We start from the raw sequence: 19,487 nt of genomic DNA, 5'->3' as shown, positions 1-19,487 counted from the left end.
TCCTGAGTATGACAGAATAAACTACTCTCTTTCATCTAAGACCTCACATAATTGAACTCATAAACTATTATATTCCTGAGGAGGAAACGGATTATGAAAAAATTATCGAAGGTAGTATTAGCAGGAGCTTTAGCTTTAGGTGGATTTACAGGTTTAGCGGCACTGGATGCAAAGCCAGCGGCAGCAGCGGAAAATGTACAGAAAGCACCGACGGTTGACAACTGGCCTTTCAAAACCCTCTATGAATTAGCAAAAGGCACGACTGCATTACCAGATTTTTGGATTAATCAGTTCAAACCTGCTTATTACACAGGTGATACATTAACATTTAGTACGAATTGGGTAGACCAAGCATCTGGGAACGCATTGAAAATTTATCGTGTATTAGATGATAAGGAATTGACGTTAGCTCGCTATCAAACACTTTATCCTAACAAAGATTGGAATGGAACTGAGTGGAGAGCTGCATATAGAACACCTATCACTTCTGTTTACGAGAATGGTAGCTATATTGCAGTTTTAGATGTTGATGGCACTTACTATCGTAGCCAGGTCTTCACAATCAATCAATAGTAATACCTTCCTAAGCAAGACGGTATAAACTGCTTACCTTCATCTTAGATACTACAGTGATGATTTCATACATAAAATACAATTATCAAGTCGGCGGAAGGCACCTTATGGCGTCTTTTTTTGGTACATTAAAAAGCCTCGCCATCCTATGGAGATGGTGAGGTGCTTATGTATATTATTCACTATCTTGTTTTCTCTAATACTTTCTTCTTGATTGAACATCTATTGCGTTGCAAACATTGCAAAAAGAATCATTACTACAATTACAAGTACGGAAAAAACATAGACCATACTACTAGTACCTTCCTTATTTTGCTTGTTCTCTTCTTTCATCCGTTGTACAGCATAAAAGAAATCACATATAGCAGAAAAAATTTCTAACAATATCTGCATAACTTATTTGCCTCCCCTTATAATATATGTGCAGTATTAATTAACTAATAATTTCCTTATATATTATATCAGTTAGGGTCCATGGAAGAATAACTAATTATTTTTATAAATTAATGTATTAATCAATATGGCATTAATACAGGATAGTCCAAGTTAGAGGAAGGCACCTTAGGGTGTTTTTTTATAAAAAAGAACTCCTAAAACGCCTTAAATTAGTCAACTTCAATATTACTCTTTTTTATTAGTTTGTTTTAACTTAATATATTAATTTTAAGTTAAAAATTTGTTATAATTAGTAAATGATTATATTAATTAGATGGAGAGGATACAATATTATGGGTTATAAGTTTCGTAGAATTATCCAAGTTTCCCCGGGTGTGAAAATTAACTTTACACATACAGGTATGGGAGGGAACTCCATTCCACCTGAATCAAGAACAACAACTTATATACCTGGAACTGGAATCTCGTATATGCCACGAATATCTGAGTCAAACAACTATTATATACAACGAGGGTATCAAGGACCAAACACTTCCTATCCCACTATGGATGAACAAGATTACAATACGGTAAATGCATTTGAGCCAGTAAAAGAAACCCAAACTTACCTTGTTACTGCTTTTCGTAAAAAGGATAATCAAGTAAACTCTGTAGGTAGAAAACTAATGAAACCACTTTCCATAATTGCAGGCGTTTTTGCGGGCCTATTCTTACTTATGATGCTTGTTATACCTGCTCTATTCCTGGCAGCCATGTCTTTCCTATGTTATAAAAATATAAAAACACCATTTGCGGTTGTATGCCCAGAATGTGATGCTGAGAATTTATTCATTTTTGAGGAAGAGAAGATTGCTTGTCGTAAATGTGAGAGCACTCTTATAATCCAAAAATAAAAGGTTCTTGAATACACTCCCCAAAAATGAATTGTGGTATTGAATTTCAAGATGGCCCTTGAAGGCTCCAGCTCTCTTTTTTATTTCCTTTCGACAATATATGACAATATAAAGATAAATAGTTTGTTATTATATTTAAGGATTTATTTATATTAGGAGGAATGAACAACTATGTTTAAAAGATTAGCAGTATTACTTATTGGAGCTCTATTATTATTTGGTTTGTCCGCTTGTGACAGCGTTAAATCAATGACAAGTAATGTCACGGTTGGTAAGGTAATTGAAGAATTTAAAGCTGCAGGATTAGAAGCTGACAATCCTAGTGACCTACCAGAAAAAGAATTTGGAAATACTAGAAAAGAAGCAAAGCGCATTCTTGTTCCAGCATTAGGTGAAGATAGTGGTGGTAGAATATTTGAGTTTAAAAACAAAGAAGATCTTGAAAAAGCTAAGAAATACTATGACGATTTAGGTAATGGTAATCAAATGCTATTCTCTCATACTTACGCAAAAGGTAACTTCCTTATACAAATGAATGGTGATATGGAAGATGCACAATTTAACAAATATAAAGAAGTTATGGACAAAGTAATTAAGTAAGTTAAATAATCCGCTTTCATTTATATGAAAGCATGTTAGAATTATCTTTGGATTAACGTCCAATACATATTATTAAAATTAAGATGGTTCAAGTCGCAGGAAGGCACCTTTGGGTGTCTTTTTTTTATTTATCTTCGACAGTGAAAATCATACATTACACATTTATGATGAGATTTCTAACATCACAAGCGGAACAAATGCAATTAATAGAATCGGTAAATATCTAATCATTAAAATGTATGAATTATAAAATTTAAAAGACTATAAAAATGCAAAAGTACTTATTTATTTACCTGAGTCACATAAAGATTTTGGTTTAGTATCTTACGGTTATCATGCAGAAATAGATGCTTTCGATTTCGGACTTGATATTAGTGATGTGACAAAATATCAAGCATTTATAGAACTCGCTAAAAATCATGTATAGTTCACGAAACTGTTAGAAGAAATAGCAAGAAAAAAAGACAAAAGTATTATAACTTTTGTCTTTTTATTTTAAGGTTATCCATTCGTAACTTTCCCATTCTTTAGGCTTCTTATCATACTTTAAACGGCCAGTCGTACAGAATGAAGCAATTATCCATTGAATAAAGTTCATCTTGGCATATGGATCTATACAATCTTCTAACTTCTTTAGCTGATACCCTGTACTATTTTTCTGCCAAATTGTATATAAACGAAAATGAGTTGTCGTTACAAGTCTAGCTTTTGTTGTAACTTGCCATTTAGAAATTTTCGTTAAATCCTCTTTGACTTTTCTCTCATACTCTTGTTTTATCACTTTATAAGTCTTATCTTTATTAATTAATCCATTAGAGATTGTAAAAGGCATTTGATGCACCTCATAAACTGTTCCTTCTTCATCTCCTAAAATATTTGATTCTACTAGAAACATATTTTTTAGTTTTAATTGTTCTGTTAATTCTTTCCCGCTCCGATAAAATGGCTTCTTTATCTTCTGCAACAAGATAACCTGCACAATTAATCCTATCAGTAAAGGATATGTTAATACAAACAATATATTAATAAACATGTTTAAAATAAGAACGCCTATTAGCGCAAAAATTGTAAAGTAAATATAGGTTTCCCTTTGATGAATGATTCTACTGTTCAAGCCAAGATACCTCCATTTTGATAGATAGTGAACACAATATAAATCGTCGCCCCTAGTAAAATAGAACAAGCCCCAGGAAAGCTCTGTATTAGCTTTATTTCTTTCTTAGGCAGTTTCACACCAAATATAGACGCAGCATGCTCCAATTGGTCTTTAATCGCTCCTACAAACCCTAAAATTTTAATTAATCGATAAACACTAGCAATCCAAAAGAATAGTAAATGGAAAGCTGTTAATGTAATCGCGGTAAGTATAGCCGATTCTTCTACTACATTGCTAACATATAGAGCTGCCACCACAAGCATTTTCGTATCACCGGGTGAAGAAAATTTAAATGTCTCTAACAATAAGCCACATACTAAGGCCATAGTTAGTACAATTACAATCTCTTTTCCCGTTCGAATTCCAGTAAAATACGTGATACCTAAACCTACTATTAAAAAAATGAAATGCCATATATTTTTTGTTTTTCTATACTTTAAGTCGGTAAATACATTAAATACCATATAACTTAGAAATAATCCCATGATATACAGGCTCATTTTCTTTACTCCCCTCTTAATTTCATATAAAAATACTGTGTAAAAAAGGGAACCACTTTTAGAGTAGCCCCCTCGTTTATTTTTATATTTATTTTTTGTTCCAAGAATCAACATCTGCATTGCTTGATGCTTTTGTGAATCGAGCTAGAATTGTATCATAACCACCCTGGATTGCTTTCCATACGAACGGGCCAATTACTAATACAATAATCACCGCTAACGCGATTAACATACCGTTTTCTGATGATAATTGTGAGTCTTCGTTTTTTAACCAGCTTTTCATTTTTGCTAACATTACATTTTATCTCCTTTATATATCGATTTTAAGTATCTACTAAAATTAGAACTTATCTATTTAAATCTTTAATTACTTATTCCAAGAATTTACGTCTGCATTACTTGATGCTTTTGTGAATCTTGCCAAGATCGTATCATAACCACCTTGGATTGCTTTCCATACAAACGGGCCAATTACTAATACGATAATCACCGCCAAGGCAATTAACATACCGTTTTCTGATGATAACTGTGAATCCTCATTTTTTAACCAATTTTTCATTTTTGCTAACATGATTGAATCTCCCTTCTCCATTTATTTGAGCTATACGTAATAAACATCATTCATCTAAAACTTCTATTACTTGTTCCAAGAATTCACATCTGCATTGTTTGATGCTTTTGTAAATCGAGCTAGAATTGTATCATACCCGCCTTGAATTGCTTTCCATACAAACGGGCCAATTACTAATACGATAATCACCGCTAACGCGATTAACATACCGTTTTCTGATGATAATTGTGAGTCTTCGTTTTTTAACCAATTCTTCATTTTTGTTAACATGTGTAATGCTCCTTTACCTATTCCATTTTTGATAACGTCTTCTATAAACTTGCAAATCCTTGCATTAAGGATTGAATAACAATCACCATTGGATAAATCACAATACATCCAATAACTGCGACGTTAAATTTATTCATTTCCATCGGCTTATTTTGAATGAGACGGTTATAGTTCTCATGTTTTAACTCACGCATCATTTTAATCTGTGCATCCATAATACGAAGACTCTGTACCTTGTCCGTTTTTTGCGCTTGTTGCAATGCAATCGTAAAGGTATTTACTTCTGGACTATTTAAAGCAGCAGCAAAGTTTCGAAATGGTTGATCCGAGCCAGCATACATTTCTAATTCCGCAGTAAGTGTAGATACATACGGACGAAGATGTCTTCCAGCATATATCTCTGCCTTTTTTACTGCTTCTAATGTTGTATGTGTTTTTAACAGCTGCAGCATAGGAATTAGATACTCTGGTAATTCGAACTTCCTAGCTTCTATCGCCTGCTTGATTCTTCTCTTTAATAGATAATCAGGATAGAAGTAAAGCAGTGGTGAAATCAAAACTCCCACTTTAAATAAGTAGTAATCATGGAACACCGTACATATCAAGAAAACAGAGGTGAAAATGATGGGATATGCTACCTTCATCTTTAAATATTCTTCTGGTTTCGTATCCAGGCCAGCTTCTTCTAATTTTTTCTGAATCTGCTCTTTCTTTTCTTCTGTCAGGTACTTATGTGATAACGACTGGAAGGGCGCGAGCATCATTTGATTTAAATTCTTCTTTTCAATTCGTTTTGCATTTTCTACATAGTTCGTAAGTAAGCTACCGCTGTCTTTTTTACTTTGTAGAAAGGTAGAGAATACCCAATACATGACAACGAATACCACTACAGCTAAAATCGTAGCCACCTTATTCCCCTCTTTCTGTTGGGTTATAATTTGCAATCTTTTCTACACGGGTTGCTAAGAAAAAGACAATTAACATATTTACCGATAACGCGATTTTCCCCATCATAGAACCTGCTAAAAATCCATATGCTTCTTTTGACATCAACATAATAACAATCGGCATAGCAATGACGATTAAGCAGTTCTGTACAAAAGCACGTTGTGCTTGCGACAAACTAGAACGCAATCTTGCCAGGTATAGTTTTTGTTTTTCAAAATCTTCTGCAATATCTAGTAAGACTTGTACTGGATTTGTTCCACCTTCTCGACTGCACACTTCCAACATTTCATGGAAGAAAACCAATTCTCTAAAGTTAAACGTTTCATTGAATCCTCTAAATGCACGATGCATTGTGGTTCCACCTTCTAATAAAAGAGAAACTTTTTCTATTTCTTCTTGAATGCTTTCATGCATCATTGGTTTCACCTGAACTAACACCCGTTTTGCATTGTTACTAATTTGAAGTGCATTTGCTACAGCTTTCATATAGATAGAAAGACGATCAATGACAACCAAGTAGTAACGTTTTTTTCTTCGATAGAGAAGAAACCTTGGAACTAAAAACCCAGATAAAACGGTAATCAGTGTAAAAGGATCTCTACCAAAGGAAAAATAGAATACTGCTGCAATACTCATTCCGGAAAGAATCGTATATACCCAGTACATACTCTTTGTCAATTTCCATTCGTACTTTTGAGCTTCTTGGATAACGGATTGTGGTAGATACATTCGTATCCCTTTAATATTCCTTAATTCCAAACGCCTTTCTTCTTTCTCGTTTTCTTGTACAAATTGAGAGAGAGCAGAACCCTTAGACTTTGTAAAAAGTAAAACGAGCAATCCAACACTAATAAAGATTAAAAATATACATCCATAAGCCAATAAACTATGCATACTGCACCTCCTGTTGTGAGAGGAATGGCGCATAAAGAGCTGGATTTACAGTAGAAGAAAGGAATTTCTTCTCCATTTCAGCTGACATTTTTGCTGTAATGATATGATCTCCATGAATCTTTCCTACTCTCTCATTCATTTCATCGTATTCCTTACCCGACGGAATAAATTGAGAAAGCTGATTGAACTGTATATCATCTTGATAATCCAACAATTCAATCATCTCTGTAATATAGCGATTCCCATCATCTTTCTTTTCTAAAAAGACAATCACATCAAATGTCTGTGAAATTAATTCATATAAATACTGAGCATCAATATTCGCACCACTTTGCAGACACATAAGCATTAAACGCCTAACTGCTTCTTTTGCACTTCTTGCATGTACAGAGGTGAAACCAGGATGCCCTGTTTGAAAGAAGTTAATCATTTTTAACGCTTCTTTCCCCCTCGATTCCCCTACAATTAATCGCTTTGGTCCCTGACGTAAAGCATTTGTTAACAGTCTGTCAAAATCGATTACATTTTCTTCTACTTCCGATGCCCTACATTGCATCGGAACGAAGTGATGTTCCGGAAATATGCGATGTAAATAGAGTTCGGGGTTATCTTCTACTACGAGAGTACGTTCTTTCTTCCTCCCATTTGGAATATGAGAAGCAAGATACTTCATAAACTCTGACTTTCCTGTACCTGTTGCTCCAGCGACTAAAATATTCATTTTGGCTTTCACAGCTGCAGCCAAAAAGTGTAACATTTCTTCCGATGCTTGATTGGTAGATAAGATACGTTCTTTAGAGGCACGGAGGTGATCTGCATTCTTACGAATCGTTATTGTTGTTCCTAGCCCCCCTAGCTCATCTAGGGCTATATTGATTCTTATATACGGAAATACGCAGTCCACATACGGCTTTGCTGTATTTAATGACTCTGATGTACTGTTTACCATCTTATAAGCTAGGGCTTTCACTTCTTCTTCTGTCTCAAATCGGTAAGGAAATGTACATTCTCCCTCTCCGATTTTTTCGTAAATGATTTCTTTTGTGCCATTGATATAAATATCAGTTACATCCTTATCTTCTTTTAAAGGTTCTATAATCCCAAATCCAACAATTTCATCACACACCATATTTAGTAACTGTTCCGAAGGTACATCTGAAACAACGACTTGATTGCTTAGTAAAAAGCCTTTAATAATTTGCTCCACAGCTGTTCTCTTCTCTTTATTCATAAAGGATTCGCTTAAGATATCACGATGTTCTTTTACTAAAAATGCACGAATTTCATCTGTAATATCTTTAATTTGTTGAGCTGTAGTTGTTCCTAACTTTCGAACCGATTTAGAACGAATCCTATAACCAAAGTGATATAAATCCACTCGATTTCGCTTTAAGGATACTTGTTTTTCCTGTAAATAGCCCCACATACTACTTGCCACCTTTTTAATTTCGTAAACCAAAGAGACCCTTTTTCATAGAGGAGTGCTGGGATGGAATATTAAGACCAGCTACTTCCATAATATGATGGACCTTTGCATTAATTTGCGGGGAACCAAATTGCATCCCCCATTCATAACTCGTACGATCTCTGTCATACGGAATTGTCACTGCAATGTTTTGGGAAGAAAGCTTTTCAATATCTTCTACATAGTCCTCGTCTCCCATATTCAAAACATGAATCATACGAGGTAATGTTAGCTTTGCTTCTTCTATTAGTTGTAATTCTCTTTTAATTGCTAACGCACCACGAGGGTTGCCATTTAGCACATGAACAACAAGGTCTGATTGGTATAGGATTGGGTAACTAAGCACCTCGGATAATTCAGTTGGTACCGATAGGATGATGTAGTCATATTCTGTATCTACAAGTGATTCGATAAATGTCGTTACAAACAATTCTTTGTTTTGAATCTCTGGAAATTGAGTTAAACTATAACCTGATGGAAACACCAGAAAATCCATCTTATCGTGTAATTTTTGCGTCAACCTTGGATTCACTTTTTTTTCTAGTAAATCTTGCTTGGTACAAATATACTGCAAGAGATTGTATTCATTTTCTTTTCTTACAAGCCCTAGCATATTTTTACTCTCATGGCTAAGACCTGTTCCAACCGCGAAGTTTGGTCTTACTTGGTCCGCTTCTACATAAAGCACCTTTTTCCCTAAATAAGCTAACTCATTTGCCATCGCAATACTTAACGTACTTTTTCCTACGTTTTCGTTTGTCGCATAAAAGGCAACCATTCTTACTTGCCGGTCCATCTTAAAAGCCCCTTCCTTATTTTGATTCGTTCAGATACTGTGCAACATATTCTTTTACACTTTTAGATATGGGGTTGGTTGAATGCTTCTCTACATAGTCTAAAATATTTTTCTGATCAGATATTTGCGAGAATCCTTCTGCTGGTTCTAATTCTTTCCCTGTTTGTTCTACCTTTTGTCCAACTGCAACAGGAATTACATCTCCAAGTGTTTTCGCACGATTTAGATATTGAAGTTGTTCTGGTGAAACAGCCAATGTATATAATCGCGTTACTTTTGGCTTTTGTTTTCCTTCTTGTTCCTCTTTTGATTCTTTCTTTTCTAGTACAAATGCATCTTCTGTATTGCTATCCTTTGCAGCCGTAACACGTACACGTTGGAAAAGACCACCGAATACTACCTTCTCATTGTCCCCGTCCTTCACAACCTGCTTAAAATATAAGTCCACATAAGTGTTAGGAATGATACTATTACCTGAACTTGTTTCCAAATCAACGAGTAACGGGAATGCAACTTCTCCATCTTTCAAATTTAAAATGGCAGAGTCAGGTAACTCCTCTTTCTTTACTACTTTATTTTTAAAAAGATAGCTATTTTCGGTGATTGGCTGCCCATCATTTGTCCACTTACCTATAACCTCTTTTTTACTTACACGTAATGCATTTGGAGGAACCCCATCACCAGGTAATGTTCGTTCCACTAGCATTTCTTCTTTAATCTCTGTATGCGCAGGTATATCCTTTGCAGCTACAACAACTTTTGTTGGTTTTACTGCATTTTCTACTGCAAAATGATTGTATCCATAGATACCCGCTACTGTTATAGCAGCTAAACCTACCGCTGTAATCTGCTTCTTTTGAAACTTAGACGGCTTCAATGTTTATATTCCTCCTTATGTAGCCTTTAAACGCAAAAAAGGACACACCTATGGCGTAAAACGCCTTAGGTGTGTCCTTTTAGCTAATCTAAAGTCTATATGAAAATGTTGGATTTATTTTCTTTAATATTACAATCTCAATATTATGATATATATAGTTTCATGTCAATCATTTCTAAAAAATATCTGTTTTTTCTATTTAAAAACCACGTAATCGATAATTAATCTCGCTCCAAAAACCCTGTTATAACAAGGTTTCTAACCTATTAAGCATCCCAAAAATATGTTGTAATTAATCTAACACAACTGAATATTCCAAGGTGTCGGTTGCTATCCTTTCTCTTTCATTTTATGGAGAAAAGAAGAGATCATTTGGAAATACTTTTCACAATAGTTGATGCAAGAGGCAAAATTATTATTAAAACGAAATCAATTTTGTTCCTGTTTCAAAATATTTTGCAGGAGCATAACTTTTCCCATTCCGATCCTGAAATTCACTTCCAATATATAACGATGCAATCATTACGATAATTCCAATGAAAATTACACGTTTCATACGTTGTTTTTTCTTTTTATCCATTCAATATTCCCCTTTCTACAAAAAAAAGACACATCCCATTAAGGGATGTGCCTTTGGTTTATCCATTCAGCTACTAGTTTAAGAAGGATATCTTATTGTGTTGATTCATCTAATTATACTATATTTTATTCTCATTTCCTATTTCTCATGTAATACCAATCTGTTAATTTATAAAGTACGTCTTCCTTACCAACCCAATTCCAACCAACTCCACTTCCTCCAGGGAATGGATCGTCAGGAAATACTCTTCTTTTTATGAAATCATCATACGCAACACCCTTAATCTCTACTTGCTCAGTTAAACATAAACTCATTTCATTGATACCTGCTGGAGCTGTTTCTACATTAAAAGTGTATACACCATCTTTTGTCTTCAGTGGTGAATACCATTTTTGGCCACCATCAATGATTTTCTCTTGTCCATCCCAATATAAAGACTTAGTTGGTCTTTTACTATCAAAAACATGTCCTGTTGCTTCAGATAAATACATATTTTTAGGTAGGAATTTTGCTGTAGTATCTTTAAGTTCTTTCTTCTCTAAATCTTGAGTAGACTTTAATCCTTCGTCTGCAAATGGGTATTGTGCCTTAGCAGCAGTAAATACACCAGGGTAATTCGCATTCCAATCATTTTTGTACTTACCGTTTACTTCATACGAAAATCCATAACCAGAATGTAGCTTAGAAGGAGCTAAATTACCAATACTCCCTGTCAAAGTTTCATAATACATTTCCCCAGTTATATCTTCTTTTGATACACGTTCACTTACTGTTTCTACTACACCTTTTACACTCATTACACCACACATTGCCTTTTCTTTTGAAGGCTCATAGATTGCTGTTTTAATAGGATTATTTTTGTACGTAGTTTCCTCGATGTCTATACGATTACCAGCAGGGTTAATTTCCGCTTGAATTGTTCCTTTACCTTTATGTTGCCAGTCAAGGTTCAGGGTTTTCTTTTCTCCCTCAGTTAATCTTACCTTTTGTAAAGCTACTTGTTGTCCGTTATGTTTTAACACAACTACTGTTTCAGGATTCATATATTTTTCTTCTAATACATCTAACTTTTTAATTTTATTCTTCTCTTTTTCTAGTTTCTGCCTTGCATTATCTAGCCTACTTGCCGCACTATCTAGTTTATTTTCTTCCCAAGAGCAGTCTCTATCATAATAGTGGTCCTTTCCCTCGGCATCTACTTCATGAATTGGATTACGACGACAATAACTTAAGCTGGATTGTGCACTATCTCTATCAGATTCAGTGCTGTTTATTTCTTGTTGAGACTTATTAATATTGTTGTTTACTTTTGCTCTATATTGATCACGCTCTAGTTTAAAATTATCACGTGATACATCTACTCTTGTTTTGATATTCTTTCCTTCTCTTGCTGTTTCTCCTTCAATTCGATCAGCAGAAAAATCAATTTTATACTTAAAATCATCTTCATCTCCTGGATCTGGGTTAGGTGTTACTTCAGTACCACAGTTACCATCTATGGTGAAATCAACAGTTTTCTCGTTTGATTCCCTCTGAACAGCATCAAGGACTTTAATTTTCGCAGTATATCGGCCACACATTTGTGGCTGCCACTTTAGTTCTTCTGACTTAAATTGCCCTGCATCTCCTTCATTTGGTTTTTGGTTATCTTTTTGTGGAGTTGAACGTAAGTAATTTTCTTGATGATGAACAGTTTCGCCATCTTTTATAATATCAAGAATCCACTTGACTCGATTACGTTCACCTGCAGCTCTTTGATAAGGATTTACTGTTGTTCCATTAGGATCTCGGTCATTGTATCCTTTATTTTTACTTACATATTCAAAACCGTTAAATGTAAATTTTACGGGTATATCTTTTTTCCCACTCGTAGCTTTAAAATCTTTTATTTGAGGTTTACTTGTGCGTACATACCACAAGCTATACCTATTCACATCATTTACACCACCAGCACCTGCGTATCCGCCAGAAAGATAGGCAATGTCCCTAATCCAATAGAACTCTCCATAAGATTTATCTGAAAATTCATTTTTAATCCTATGCGGAACTATATTTCTTAAAACGAATTCAGGGTTACCCCAATATTTACTTGCAATTATATCGTTTGTAATTCTCTCCATTTCGGTTACCATACGGTCTCCCACTGTAACTGAAGGATTAATGTAACCATCATTTGAAATGCGAACAAAGGGTTCTGAATGGTCTTCATTTTGGATAAGGTTTTCCCTCGAATTTCCCCAATTAAAGGAACCATTATACACAGCAGGAAAATGTACATTTGCTTTATAATTGAACTCTTTTGATTTATAACCTCTTCCTGGTCTAAGTAGCTTCCCATTCAATTGTAATTCAGGTGATTTTACAGACGTGTCTTCATTTCCATTATAAAATGGAATATCCCCATTATTTGCACTTGCTACTGATGGCCATACCAATATCACCGAAACACAAGTTAATAATATCTTTTTTCGTAGTCTCATAACCTCTCTCCTTTTAACATAAAAAAGGACACACCCGTACCTTGGTAGGTACGTAAGGTGTGTCCTTTACGTAAATAAATTATATATTCATTAATTGTTATACTAAATATTTAAATATAACAATTAAATTTTTAAATGCAATAATATTATACACGCACTTGAATGTACATCATATGATCAGCTGTAGAGTGCCCTACACGAACTTTATACTTTCCTTTTTCATAGTTATTAATTTCTTGAGCATCTACAGTTTCCTGAATTTCTTTATCTAGAACTAAATCTGAATTTAACATCGTAGTCCACTTTTTAGCTAACTCAATAGTTGCTTCATTATTATCTAGGAAAATAATTTTAAAATCATTTTCACTTACCGCATCAATATAAACTTGTGCACCAATTGTACCTGCTGGTAAGTACATATTTTTATCAACCAGTCTAATTGTTCCATTTAAATCCGCATACTTAAGGTTAGTACCATATTTACTATTCACACTCTTAATAAGATTTTGTGCTTCAGTAGAAATGGATTTTTGAGCTATCGGTTTTTTCATAGCGTTTGGATTATACGTAACTTCCTCCGTAACTAAACCTTTATCTATGCTTGATGGTAAATTTGTATCTGGTTTTGTTTCAGGTTTTGGGTCTGGCTTTACTTCTGGTTTTTCCTCTGGTTTTGTTTCAGGTTTTGGATCTGGTTTTACTTCTGGTTTTGTTTCAGGTTTTGGATCTGGTTTTACTTCTGGTTTTGTTTCAGGTTTTGGATCTGGTTTTACTTCTGGTTTTGTTTCAGGTTTTGGATCTGGTTTTACTTCTGGTTTTGTTTCAGGTTTTGGATCTGGTTTTACTTCTGGTTTTGTTTCAGGTTTTGGATCTGGTTTTACTTCTGGTTTTGTTTCAGGTTTTGGATCTGGTTTTACTTCTGGTTTTGTTTCAGGTTTTGGATCTGGTTTTACTTCTGGTTTTGTTTCAGGTTTTGGATCTGGTTTTACTTCTGGTTTTGTTTCAGGTTTTGGATCTGGTTTTACTTCTGGTTTTGTTTCAGGTTTTGGATCTGGTTTTACTTCTGGTTTTGTTTCAGGTTTTGGATCTGGTTTTACTTCTGGTTTTGTTTCAGGTTTTGGATCTGGTTTTACTTCTGGTTTTGTTTCAGGTTTTGGATCTGGTTTTACTTCTGGCTTCTGCACTTTTTCAATTACATTAATAGAGTTATATAAAAATTGACTATACGCTTCACGTGTTACAAACATTTTTGGAGAATACATATTACCTCCAGTACCAATTGTAACCCCATTTTCCTCTAATGCACTAATTGCACCGTAAGACCAAGAATTTTTATCAACATCTGCAAATTTTGTTGTTTTCGTTGCCTTAAATTTAAAAGCATTTGTAAGTACTTGTGCCATTTGTTCACGAGTTAAAATATCATCTGGACCATACTTCCCATCACCAAAGCCATTTACAAGTCCTGCTTTAGCAAGTGCTAAGATTTCTTTTTCAAACAAATGTCCTTTAATATCAGTAAAAGGATTTTTGAGGCTAGCATCTGCATCTGCTGGTTTTACGTACATATAAATCATACGAGCAACTTGCCCACGAGTTACATTATCACCAAAGCCAAAGATATTATTTCCGTACCCTTGCACTACTTTACGATTTGTTAAATCATAAATTGCTTTTGTAGACCAGTGATTTGCTGGAACATCATTGAATTTTAATGAGTCTGTGTTATCAGCCTTAGCAGTAAATGCTCCTGCTCCTAGTAATGATGTACCCATAATTGTTAGTGCTGTTGCTGTTTTTAAAAATTTGTTAGCCATTGATTGTTCCTCCAAATATATTAATTTTTCATAGATTCTTTTATTGTACCTAATTTAAACATAAAATCCAGATAATTTAACATACAAATTAATTAATTAACATTTTTTATAACTTCTGTTCTATATAGGTATATTTTCCTGGCAAAAAACTATACTTTTCAGCATAGTCTTTTATAGTACAAATCTTAGAATTTTCATTATTTAAAATATACTTGTCCCAATCCCTCTTTACTCGCCCATATCGGAGCTTTTATGCCATCTACACCAATCAGCTTAAATATGAAGAAATGGTGTTCTGTTTTCACCTTAAAAGAAAGGGATTGATTATGATCGATGCGTCCCTTTGTATACTCATACTTCCATCCATCCATCTTTTCTTCTTTCATTCTTTTCTCTATCCCAGGGACTAAATCCACCCTTTTTCCATTGTAATCATATTGAAATCCACCCTTATTTTCTGCGATTTCTACTATATCAGCAGCAAAGTTATGTGCTTTCACTAACTGTATTCCATACAAAACGCCTTCGGGTAAAAGGCTAATTAATAATAAAGAAAAGGTAAGGAATAGAGCCGTAGTTACTGTATTTTGCATTTTTAATGCACCTACTCTTTTTCTTTATTTTACGTTTCCACCTAATTGTTTTTCTTTTCCATTTGCATCATAAATAATAATACTTCTCGCTTTACTCTTTATCGTTTCTTTTTTTTCATCAAATTGCTTAAAATAACTAGCAGCTTCTGCATCACCTTCGACAGCAATCATTGCTGGTTTTTCCTGTACATCATGTACAGTGAAGTTACGTTTTGAAGCGGGATCTTTAAAATCCGCATTACCGTTATACGCCTTTTCAAACTCTTGTTTCGCTTTTTCTGGATCAATAGCTATTTCTTCTTCTGCACGCAGAGTACCTACTTTTACAGACTTAGCCACAGCTATCTCGCCTCCCCTTTCTAAAGACGATTTATTATCAGTATGTGTTGTATCTCCAATCACCATATCAGTTACAAAGAATAGACAACCTACAAATAACAGCAACATACTTGCTGCAACAATAAACTTTTGCATTCCTCTTCAGCCTCCTTAACTTTCAGACTTTCGAAATCGAAATCCACTTAAAATGGAACTTTTTTTGGAATTCAACAATTGATTTGGTAGCAATAACTCTGCTATTTCCTTCATTATTCCTTCTAACTCTTTATAATAGTTGCGACTTGATAGTAACGTACTACTATTCAATTGTGACTCGAACACATCTTCTATTTCATATGGTGGTAAAGCAGTTAATACCTTATCTCCAAAGCATTCTTCTACTATTTCATGCTTTAAAAGTACAGGAGAAAACTTATTCCCAATGATCCTCACTTTCTCTAAACCTAAGTAAGAAACGAGCTTTCTCTCTTTTTGTGTAAGAGGATGCGCTATCTTTAGCAATTGATGCAGATCTGGTTCCGCTACAAAGAATATGTAATCCGCCATTTCACATATCTCATGGTATAAATCTTTATCCCAATCGCTCCCTGCATCAATAATAGATATAGGTGCTTCTTGGTTGGCCAATAAAACCTTAATAAAATGGTCGAGGTCCTGCTCTGTTTCGTTTTGAAGCTCTTGGTCAACTATAGGATTCTTTACAATATAATTTATTCTTCCTTGCTTCCATTTTGGAATTAATAATATATCAGATTCCTTCTGTAGCATCTCTTTATATCGCTGCAACATAAATTCACTACGATAGTTTTCTGGCGCTTCTGTATATCCCTTTAATAACGGATACGTATAACCATCATCATATAGATTCTCTATATAATTCACATCAATCTGTAGTTCATTTAAGTAAGCGGCTAAAAGATGTGAAACAAAAGTGGCACCACTTCTCCTATTCATGTTGGCCACAACAATTGTTCTTCTTGGAATAGCAATACCAATTTGTTTCTCATATACTGGCTCAAAAGCCAATTTATACTGTTTTTTTATAATTGGCGCTTTTGGCGTTTCTTCCTGAATAGACTTACGCTTTTGTTTGTTTTTAAATAATTTTAAAGTAGAGTGTGATTCACTGTTGTTACCTTCCTCTAATTCACTTGATACTTTCTCTTCTTCCTCATCAAAAGGAACTTCAGGCAATTTCGTATGTTGCGGTGCTTGACTTGCTCCTACAATTTCCACCACATTTTTAATATCAGATTCCTGTAGCAGCTGCGGGATGACTTTATTATCAATATCAATTTTACGAGAGTTAAAAATGTCATAGATACCTAGATAAATCAGTTTCGCTAAAAATTCATCATTATTTTCACGCTCTGTAAATACTACTATGCGAATATCTCGCTGAAAGCGAATGTCTCTTAACTTCTGTAAAATAATTAATTCTCGCTTATCTTCATGTCCCGCATCAATATTTAATCGTTTGTCATTAATACATAGAATATCAGGTTGCTCCGTATCTAGAATTTCATCTAAATACTTTATGTGCATGACATCACTATCAGCTACTTCAAATCCTGCACCAACAAAATCCTCACGTAAATATGCCGTATACACAGTATCACTAATAGCTAATACAATCTTTTTCATTATGAAAAACTCCTCTTTGATAGAAAATCACTTTAAAGTAATAGCATGTTTTCAAAAGGCACTTTTGTTGCGTTTTGTATTTTTGTTAATAGTTCGGTGAGAAGTGATTCTATTTCAAACCCCTCCAAATTACATGGCATATTATCAATAAGGTTATATTTGACTCTAACCTCTAAACGATCCTCTATTTCTTCTAACGGTATCGCACTAAATAAACTTTGTTCATATATAAATCCATCCCGAAGATTTTTTTGTATTTCTGTCTTGTCTTTGTAAACAATGGTTACTTGTGCTAATTCAATAAAAGGATTATCTAAAGTTAGTTTTGTATTCCAGTTTAGACTCCAGATTTCACAGCGGCCGTCCGCATGCACAACATTAGCAGCTACAGATGGAGTAATTGTAAATAAACGATCTACTGGAACATTTGTAAAAGTAGTTGTTTTTCCTTCAACTACTTTCAGTCCTCTTTCCTCACGTTCATGCTCAAGCGAAATTTCCGCACCAAACAATGCAATTTCACAAAATACTTGCTCCATTATGGGTTTAATGCCTTCATACGTTCGAACAGCAAATACACTAAATTCTTGTGTTTCATCCGTTCGAACTAATTCATAAATGCTAAATTCCGCTGCATTTACAATCGCAAAAGGAATATCTTGTACAAAATTAGGATTTATAAATAGAGAATCCGGAATCACTGTCTCTGGATGTTTGAAAAACTCTAAGCCAAGCTGATATCCTTTTAGAAATGCATTCTTAGCAGCAGCTGGAAATAATGTTTCAAATCTTTTGAGATTGCTTTTAAATTGCTTCTCTTCGACCTCGTTATTAAATTCTCTATCTTGTAAAATGTTTACACGATCAGCAAGCAGTAAAAAATAGTAGTTAATAAGAGAATTAATTCTCTCCTCAAAAACTTGATTATCTTTACAATATTTATCAAATCTTCTTTTGCTTTCACTAATAATTTCATTCATCCTTTAATACTCTCCTTATCATTTTCTAGTTATTAAATAAAAAAAGACACACCAATGGCAGGTATATGCCCTCGGTGTGTCCGTTTAGCAAGAATTAAATATCTCTCGATTCGTATATTAATTTTAATCAATAAAACTTATGTATAAGATTATCTCTATAATATCTAAATGTCAATACTACTTCGCAATTATTAATTAAAGTCACAAAAATAATGCTTCTAATTGATTAACCTTTTTCTTTTTTTGCATATGTCATTTAATCACCTAATTCAGGTAATACTATTGATATATTTAAGTAAAAGATTTTTATACCAAAATTTCATTTTTTTATTTACAACTGAATTTCAAAAGTAAAAAACAATCATTTAATATATTCCTCGCCTTAGGGAACTTAAGATATAAAACAATCTTTATAGTACTCATAGCATAACTAACAGTAAACGACTAAAACATATTAATGTTATGTAAACAATCAGGCGACATAAACATGTTCAGTTGATATTAACATATCAACTGACATTGACATGAAATTTCATATTGAGAGATGAATACAAGTTAAACTAACCCATCCAGTTCATACCTAAGCTAATTTATTAATTACATTATTTCGCAAACAAATATTATAAAATAGCTTGTAAGTTCCTATTTTAGTTATTAGACAAAAAAGCACGCTAATGATGAATATACATCCACAACATATTTTTCTTGTAACAATTAAAATGACTTCTAGTTAGTATATACTTATATTTGAATGATGCACAAAATCATTTCTTCTACTCAAATACTATAAAAACTACAATCTATAATTATAGATTGTAAAGATATTAGCTGCACTTTTTTTATCATAGAAAAGAACTCATACTTATAGTATGCCCAAATAAATAAGTCGTATACCTAAGTATTACAACTGCTATTTATAACTAAAACTCCCAATATGCTACACCGTTCTTTTTATAAAACCCCTTGATCAAGAAGGTTTCAAAGAAAGTCTATCTCCATTTAATTTTTAACACAATTTGAAGTACACAACCCGAATTTGTTAATGTCATATAAACAATTAACTAACACTAATACCCTTGAATGAAATTAACATGTAAACCGACATTGATATGAAA

21 protein-coding genes are annotated in these 19,487 nt (G+C 33.7%); 3 read left to right on the top strand and 18 right to left on the bottom strand.

What is annotated here, in order from left to right; translation table 11 throughout:
* Positions 1-93 precede the first annotated feature (93 nt).
* Positions 94-573 (top strand): DUF5065 family protein, encoded by a 480-nt coding sequence (locus NST27_RS28720; RefSeq protein WP_016078558.1) that lies wholly within the window; start codon positions 94-96, stop codon positions 571-573.
* Between the two features lie 222 nt (positions 574-795).
* Here the strand turns inward: NST27_RS28720 and NST27_RS28715 are convergent, their stop codons facing one another.
* Positions 796-966, bottom strand: coding sequence for a hypothetical protein (locus NST27_RS28715; RefSeq protein WP_016078559.1), 171 nt, complete (start codon positions 964-966; stop codon positions 796-798).
* Between the two features lie 335 nt (positions 967-1,301).
* On the opposite strand from NST27_RS28715, the gene NST27_RS28710 reads away from it, so the two are divergent.
* Together NST27_RS28710 and NST27_RS28705 are read left to right on the top strand one after the other, a co-directional pair.
* Positions 1,302-1,862: a DUF4236 domain-containing protein gene (locus NST27_RS28710; RefSeq protein WP_047387579.1), complete on the top strand. Its 561-nt coding sequence runs from the start codon at positions 1,302-1,304 to the stop codon at positions 1,860-1,862.
* A 171-nt stretch (positions 1,863-2,033) separates the two neighbouring features.
* Entirely contained in the window at positions 2,034-2,462 is a 429-nt protein-coding gene (locus NST27_RS28705) for a hypothetical protein (protein WP_000476458.1), read from the top strand.
* A gap of 490 nt (positions 2,463-2,952) precedes the next feature.
* Here the strand turns inward: NST27_RS28705 and NST27_RS28700 are convergent, their stop codons facing one another.
* The 17 genes from NST27_RS28700 to NST27_RS28620 form a co-directional block, all read right to left on the bottom strand.
* Positions 2,953-3,576, bottom strand: coding sequence for a hypothetical protein (locus NST27_RS28700; protein WP_025690585.1), 624 nt, complete (start codon positions 3,574-3,576; stop codon positions 2,953-2,955).
* On the bottom strand, positions 3,573-4,118 hold the full coding sequence (locus tag NST27_RS28695; protein WP_025690584.1) for a hypothetical protein: 546 nt from the start codon (positions 4,116-4,118) through the stop codon (positions 3,573-3,575). Before NST27_RS28695 ends, NST27_RS28700 begins: the two co-directional genes overlap by 4 nt.
* Before the next feature lie 88 nt (positions 4,119-4,206).
* Complete coding sequence (locus NST27_RS28690) at positions 4,207-4,413, bottom strand: hypothetical protein (protein WP_000879960.1); 207 nt, start codon at positions 4,411-4,413, stop codon at positions 4,207-4,209.
* 72 nt (positions 4,414-4,485) lie between these two features.
* Positions 4,486-4,689: a hypothetical protein gene (locus NST27_RS28685; RefSeq protein WP_000879955.1), complete on the bottom strand. Its 204-nt coding sequence runs from the start codon at positions 4,687-4,689 to the stop codon at positions 4,486-4,488.
* A gap of 66 nt (positions 4,690-4,755) precedes the next feature.
* A complete protein-coding gene (locus NST27_RS28680; protein ID WP_000956352.1) occupies positions 4,756-4,959 on the bottom strand; it encodes a hypothetical protein in 204 nt (67 codons plus the stop codon).
* A 41-nt stretch (positions 4,960-5,000) separates the two neighbouring features.
* On the bottom strand, positions 5,001-5,867 hold the full coding sequence (locus tag NST27_RS28675) for a hypothetical protein (protein WP_000201168.1): 867 nt from the start codon (positions 5,865-5,867) through the stop codon (positions 5,001-5,003).
* 1 nt (position 5,868) lies between these two features.
* The gene (locus NST27_RS28670; protein WP_061662008.1) at positions 5,869-6,801 is read right to left on the bottom strand and encodes a type II secretion system F family protein; all 933 of its coding nucleotides are present in this window, start codon (positions 6,799-6,801) and stop codon (positions 5,869-5,871) included.
* Positions 6,794-8,227: a CpaF family protein gene (locus NST27_RS28665; RefSeq protein ID WP_061662009.1), complete on the bottom strand. Its 1,434-nt coding sequence runs from the start codon at positions 8,225-8,227 to the stop codon at positions 6,794-6,796. Before NST27_RS28665 ends, NST27_RS28670 begins: the two co-directional genes overlap by 8 nt.
* 16 nt (positions 8,228-8,243) lie before the next feature.
* Positions 8,244-9,062 (bottom strand): AAA family ATPase, encoded by an 819-nt coding sequence (locus NST27_RS28660; RefSeq protein ID WP_061662010.1) that lies wholly within the window; start codon positions 9,060-9,062, stop codon positions 8,244-8,246.
* Positions 9,063-9,078: 16 nt separating this feature from the next.
* Complete coding sequence (gene cpaB / locus NST27_RS28655) at positions 9,079-9,939, bottom strand: Flp pilus assembly protein CpaB (RefSeq protein WP_061662011.1); 861 nt, start codon at positions 9,937-9,939, stop codon at positions 9,079-9,081.
* A gap of 418 nt (positions 9,940-10,357) precedes the next feature.
* Positions 10,358-10,519, bottom strand: a complete 162-nt coding sequence (locus NST27_RS28650; RefSeq protein WP_000358416.1) for a hypothetical protein — start codon at positions 10,517-10,519, stop codon at positions 10,358-10,360.
* A 131-nt stretch (positions 10,520-10,650) separates the two neighbouring features.
* Positions 10,651-12,999 carry a hypothetical protein gene (locus tag NST27_RS28645; RefSeq protein WP_061662012.1) on the bottom strand — a complete coding sequence of 783 codons (2,349 nt, stop codon included), beginning with the start codon at positions 12,997-12,999 and terminating at the stop codon, positions 10,651-10,653.
* Between the two features lie 146 nt (positions 13,000-13,145).
* Positions 13,146-14,816 (bottom strand): S-layer homology domain-containing protein, encoded by a 1,671-nt coding sequence (locus tag NST27_RS28640; RefSeq protein WP_341035308.1) that lies wholly within the window; start codon positions 14,814-14,816, stop codon positions 13,146-13,148.
* Between the two features lie 197 nt (positions 14,817-15,013).
* Positions 15,014-15,409 carry a DUF4320 family protein gene (locus NST27_RS28635; RefSeq protein ID WP_061661849.1) on the bottom strand — a complete coding sequence of 132 codons (396 nt, stop codon included), beginning with the start codon at positions 15,407-15,409 and terminating at the stop codon, positions 15,014-15,016.
* 24 nt (positions 15,410-15,433) lie between these two features.
* Positions 15,434-15,883 (bottom strand): hypothetical protein, encoded by a 450-nt coding sequence (locus NST27_RS28630; RefSeq protein ID WP_001168897.1) that lies wholly within the window; start codon positions 15,881-15,883, stop codon positions 15,434-15,436.
* Between the two features lie 15 nt (positions 15,884-15,898).
* Positions 15,899-17,392 (bottom strand): hypothetical protein, encoded by a 1,494-nt coding sequence (locus NST27_RS28625; protein ID WP_061661848.1) that lies wholly within the window; start codon positions 17,390-17,392, stop codon positions 15,899-15,901.
* Positions 17,393-17,424: 32 nt separating this feature from the next.
* The gene (locus NST27_RS28620) at positions 17,425-18,372 is read right to left on the bottom strand and encodes a hypothetical protein (RefSeq protein ID WP_001002555.1); all 948 of its coding nucleotides are present in this window, start codon (positions 18,370-18,372) and stop codon (positions 17,425-17,427) included.
* Positions 18,373-19,487 lie beyond the last annotated feature (1,115 nt).

The sequence above is a fragment of the Bacillus sp. FSL W8-0770 genome (assembly GCF_038008705.1).
Classification (GTDB): Bacteria; Bacillota; Bacilli; order Bacillales; family Bacillaceae_G; genus Bacillus_A; species Bacillus_A cereus.
This window is presented reverse-complemented; position numbering and strand designations above follow the sequence as displayed.

Excerpts from the sequence above, each read along its gene's own strand:
- NST27_RS28720 (WP_016078558.1), top strand. The coding sequence starts at position 94 with ATGAAAAAATTATCGAAGGTAGTATTAGCAGGAGCTTTAGCTTTAGGT.
- NST27_RS28715 (WP_016078559.1), bottom strand. The coding sequence starts at position 966 with ATGCAGATATTGTTAGAAATTTTTTCTGCTATATGTGATTTCTTTTAT.
- NST27_RS28710 (WP_047387579.1), top strand. The coding sequence starts at position 1,302 with ATGGGTTATAAGTTTCGTAGAATTATCCAAGTTTCCCCGGGTGTGAAA.
- NST27_RS28705 (WP_000476458.1), top strand. The coding sequence starts at position 2,034 with ATGTTTAAAAGATTAGCAGTATTACTTATTGGAGCTCTATTATTATTT.
- NST27_RS28695 (WP_025690584.1), bottom strand. The coding sequence starts at position 4,118 with ATGAGCCTGTATATCATGGGATTATTTCTAAGTTATATGGTATTTAAT.
- NST27_RS28690 (WP_000879960.1), bottom strand. The coding sequence starts at position 4,413 with ATGTTAGCAAAAATGAAAAGCTGGTTAAAAAACGAAGACTCACAATTA.
- NST27_RS28685 (WP_000879955.1), bottom strand. The coding sequence starts at position 4,689 with ATGTTAGCAAAAATGAAAAATTGGTTAAAAAATGAGGATTCACAGTTA.
- NST27_RS28680 (WP_000956352.1), bottom strand. The coding sequence starts at position 4,959 with ATGTTAACAAAAATGAAGAATTGGTTAAAAAACGAAGACTCACAATTA.
- NST27_RS28670 (WP_061662008.1), bottom strand. The coding sequence starts at position 6,801 with ATGCATAGTTTATTGGCTTATGGATGTATATTTTTAATCTTTATTAGT.
- NST27_RS28665 (WP_061662009.1), bottom strand. The coding sequence starts at position 8,227 with ATGTGGGGCTATTTACAGGAAAAACAAGTATCCTTAAAGCGAAATCGA.
- NST27_RS28660 (WP_061662010.1), bottom strand. The coding sequence starts at position 9,062 with ATGGACCGGCAAGTAAGAATGGTTGCCTTTTATGCGACAAACGAAAAC.
- NST27_RS28650 (WP_000358416.1), bottom strand. The coding sequence starts at position 10,519 with ATGGATAAAAAGAAAAAACAACGTATGAAACGTGTAATTTTCATTGGA.
- NST27_RS28645 (WP_061662012.1), bottom strand. The coding sequence starts at position 12,999 with ATGAGACTACGAAAAAAGATATTATTAACTTGTGTTTCGGTGATATTG.
- NST27_RS28640 (WP_341035308.1), bottom strand. The coding sequence starts at position 14,816 with ATGGCTAACAAATTTTTAAAAACAGCAACAGCACTAACAATTATGGGT.
- NST27_RS28635 (WP_061661849.1), bottom strand. The coding sequence starts at position 15,409 with ATGCAAAATACAGTAACTACGGCTCTATTCCTTACCTTTTCTTTATTA.
- NST27_RS28630 (WP_001168897.1), bottom strand. The coding sequence starts at position 15,883 with ATGCAAAAGTTTATTGTTGCAGCAAGTATGTTGCTGTTATTTGTAGGT.
- NST27_RS28625 (WP_061661848.1), bottom strand. The coding sequence starts at position 17,392 with ATGAAAAAGATTGTATTAGCTATTAGTGATACTGTGTATACGGCATAT.
- NST27_RS28620 (WP_001002555.1), bottom strand. The coding sequence starts at position 18,372 with ATGAATGAAATTATTAGTGAAAGCAAAAGAAGATTTGATAAATATTGT.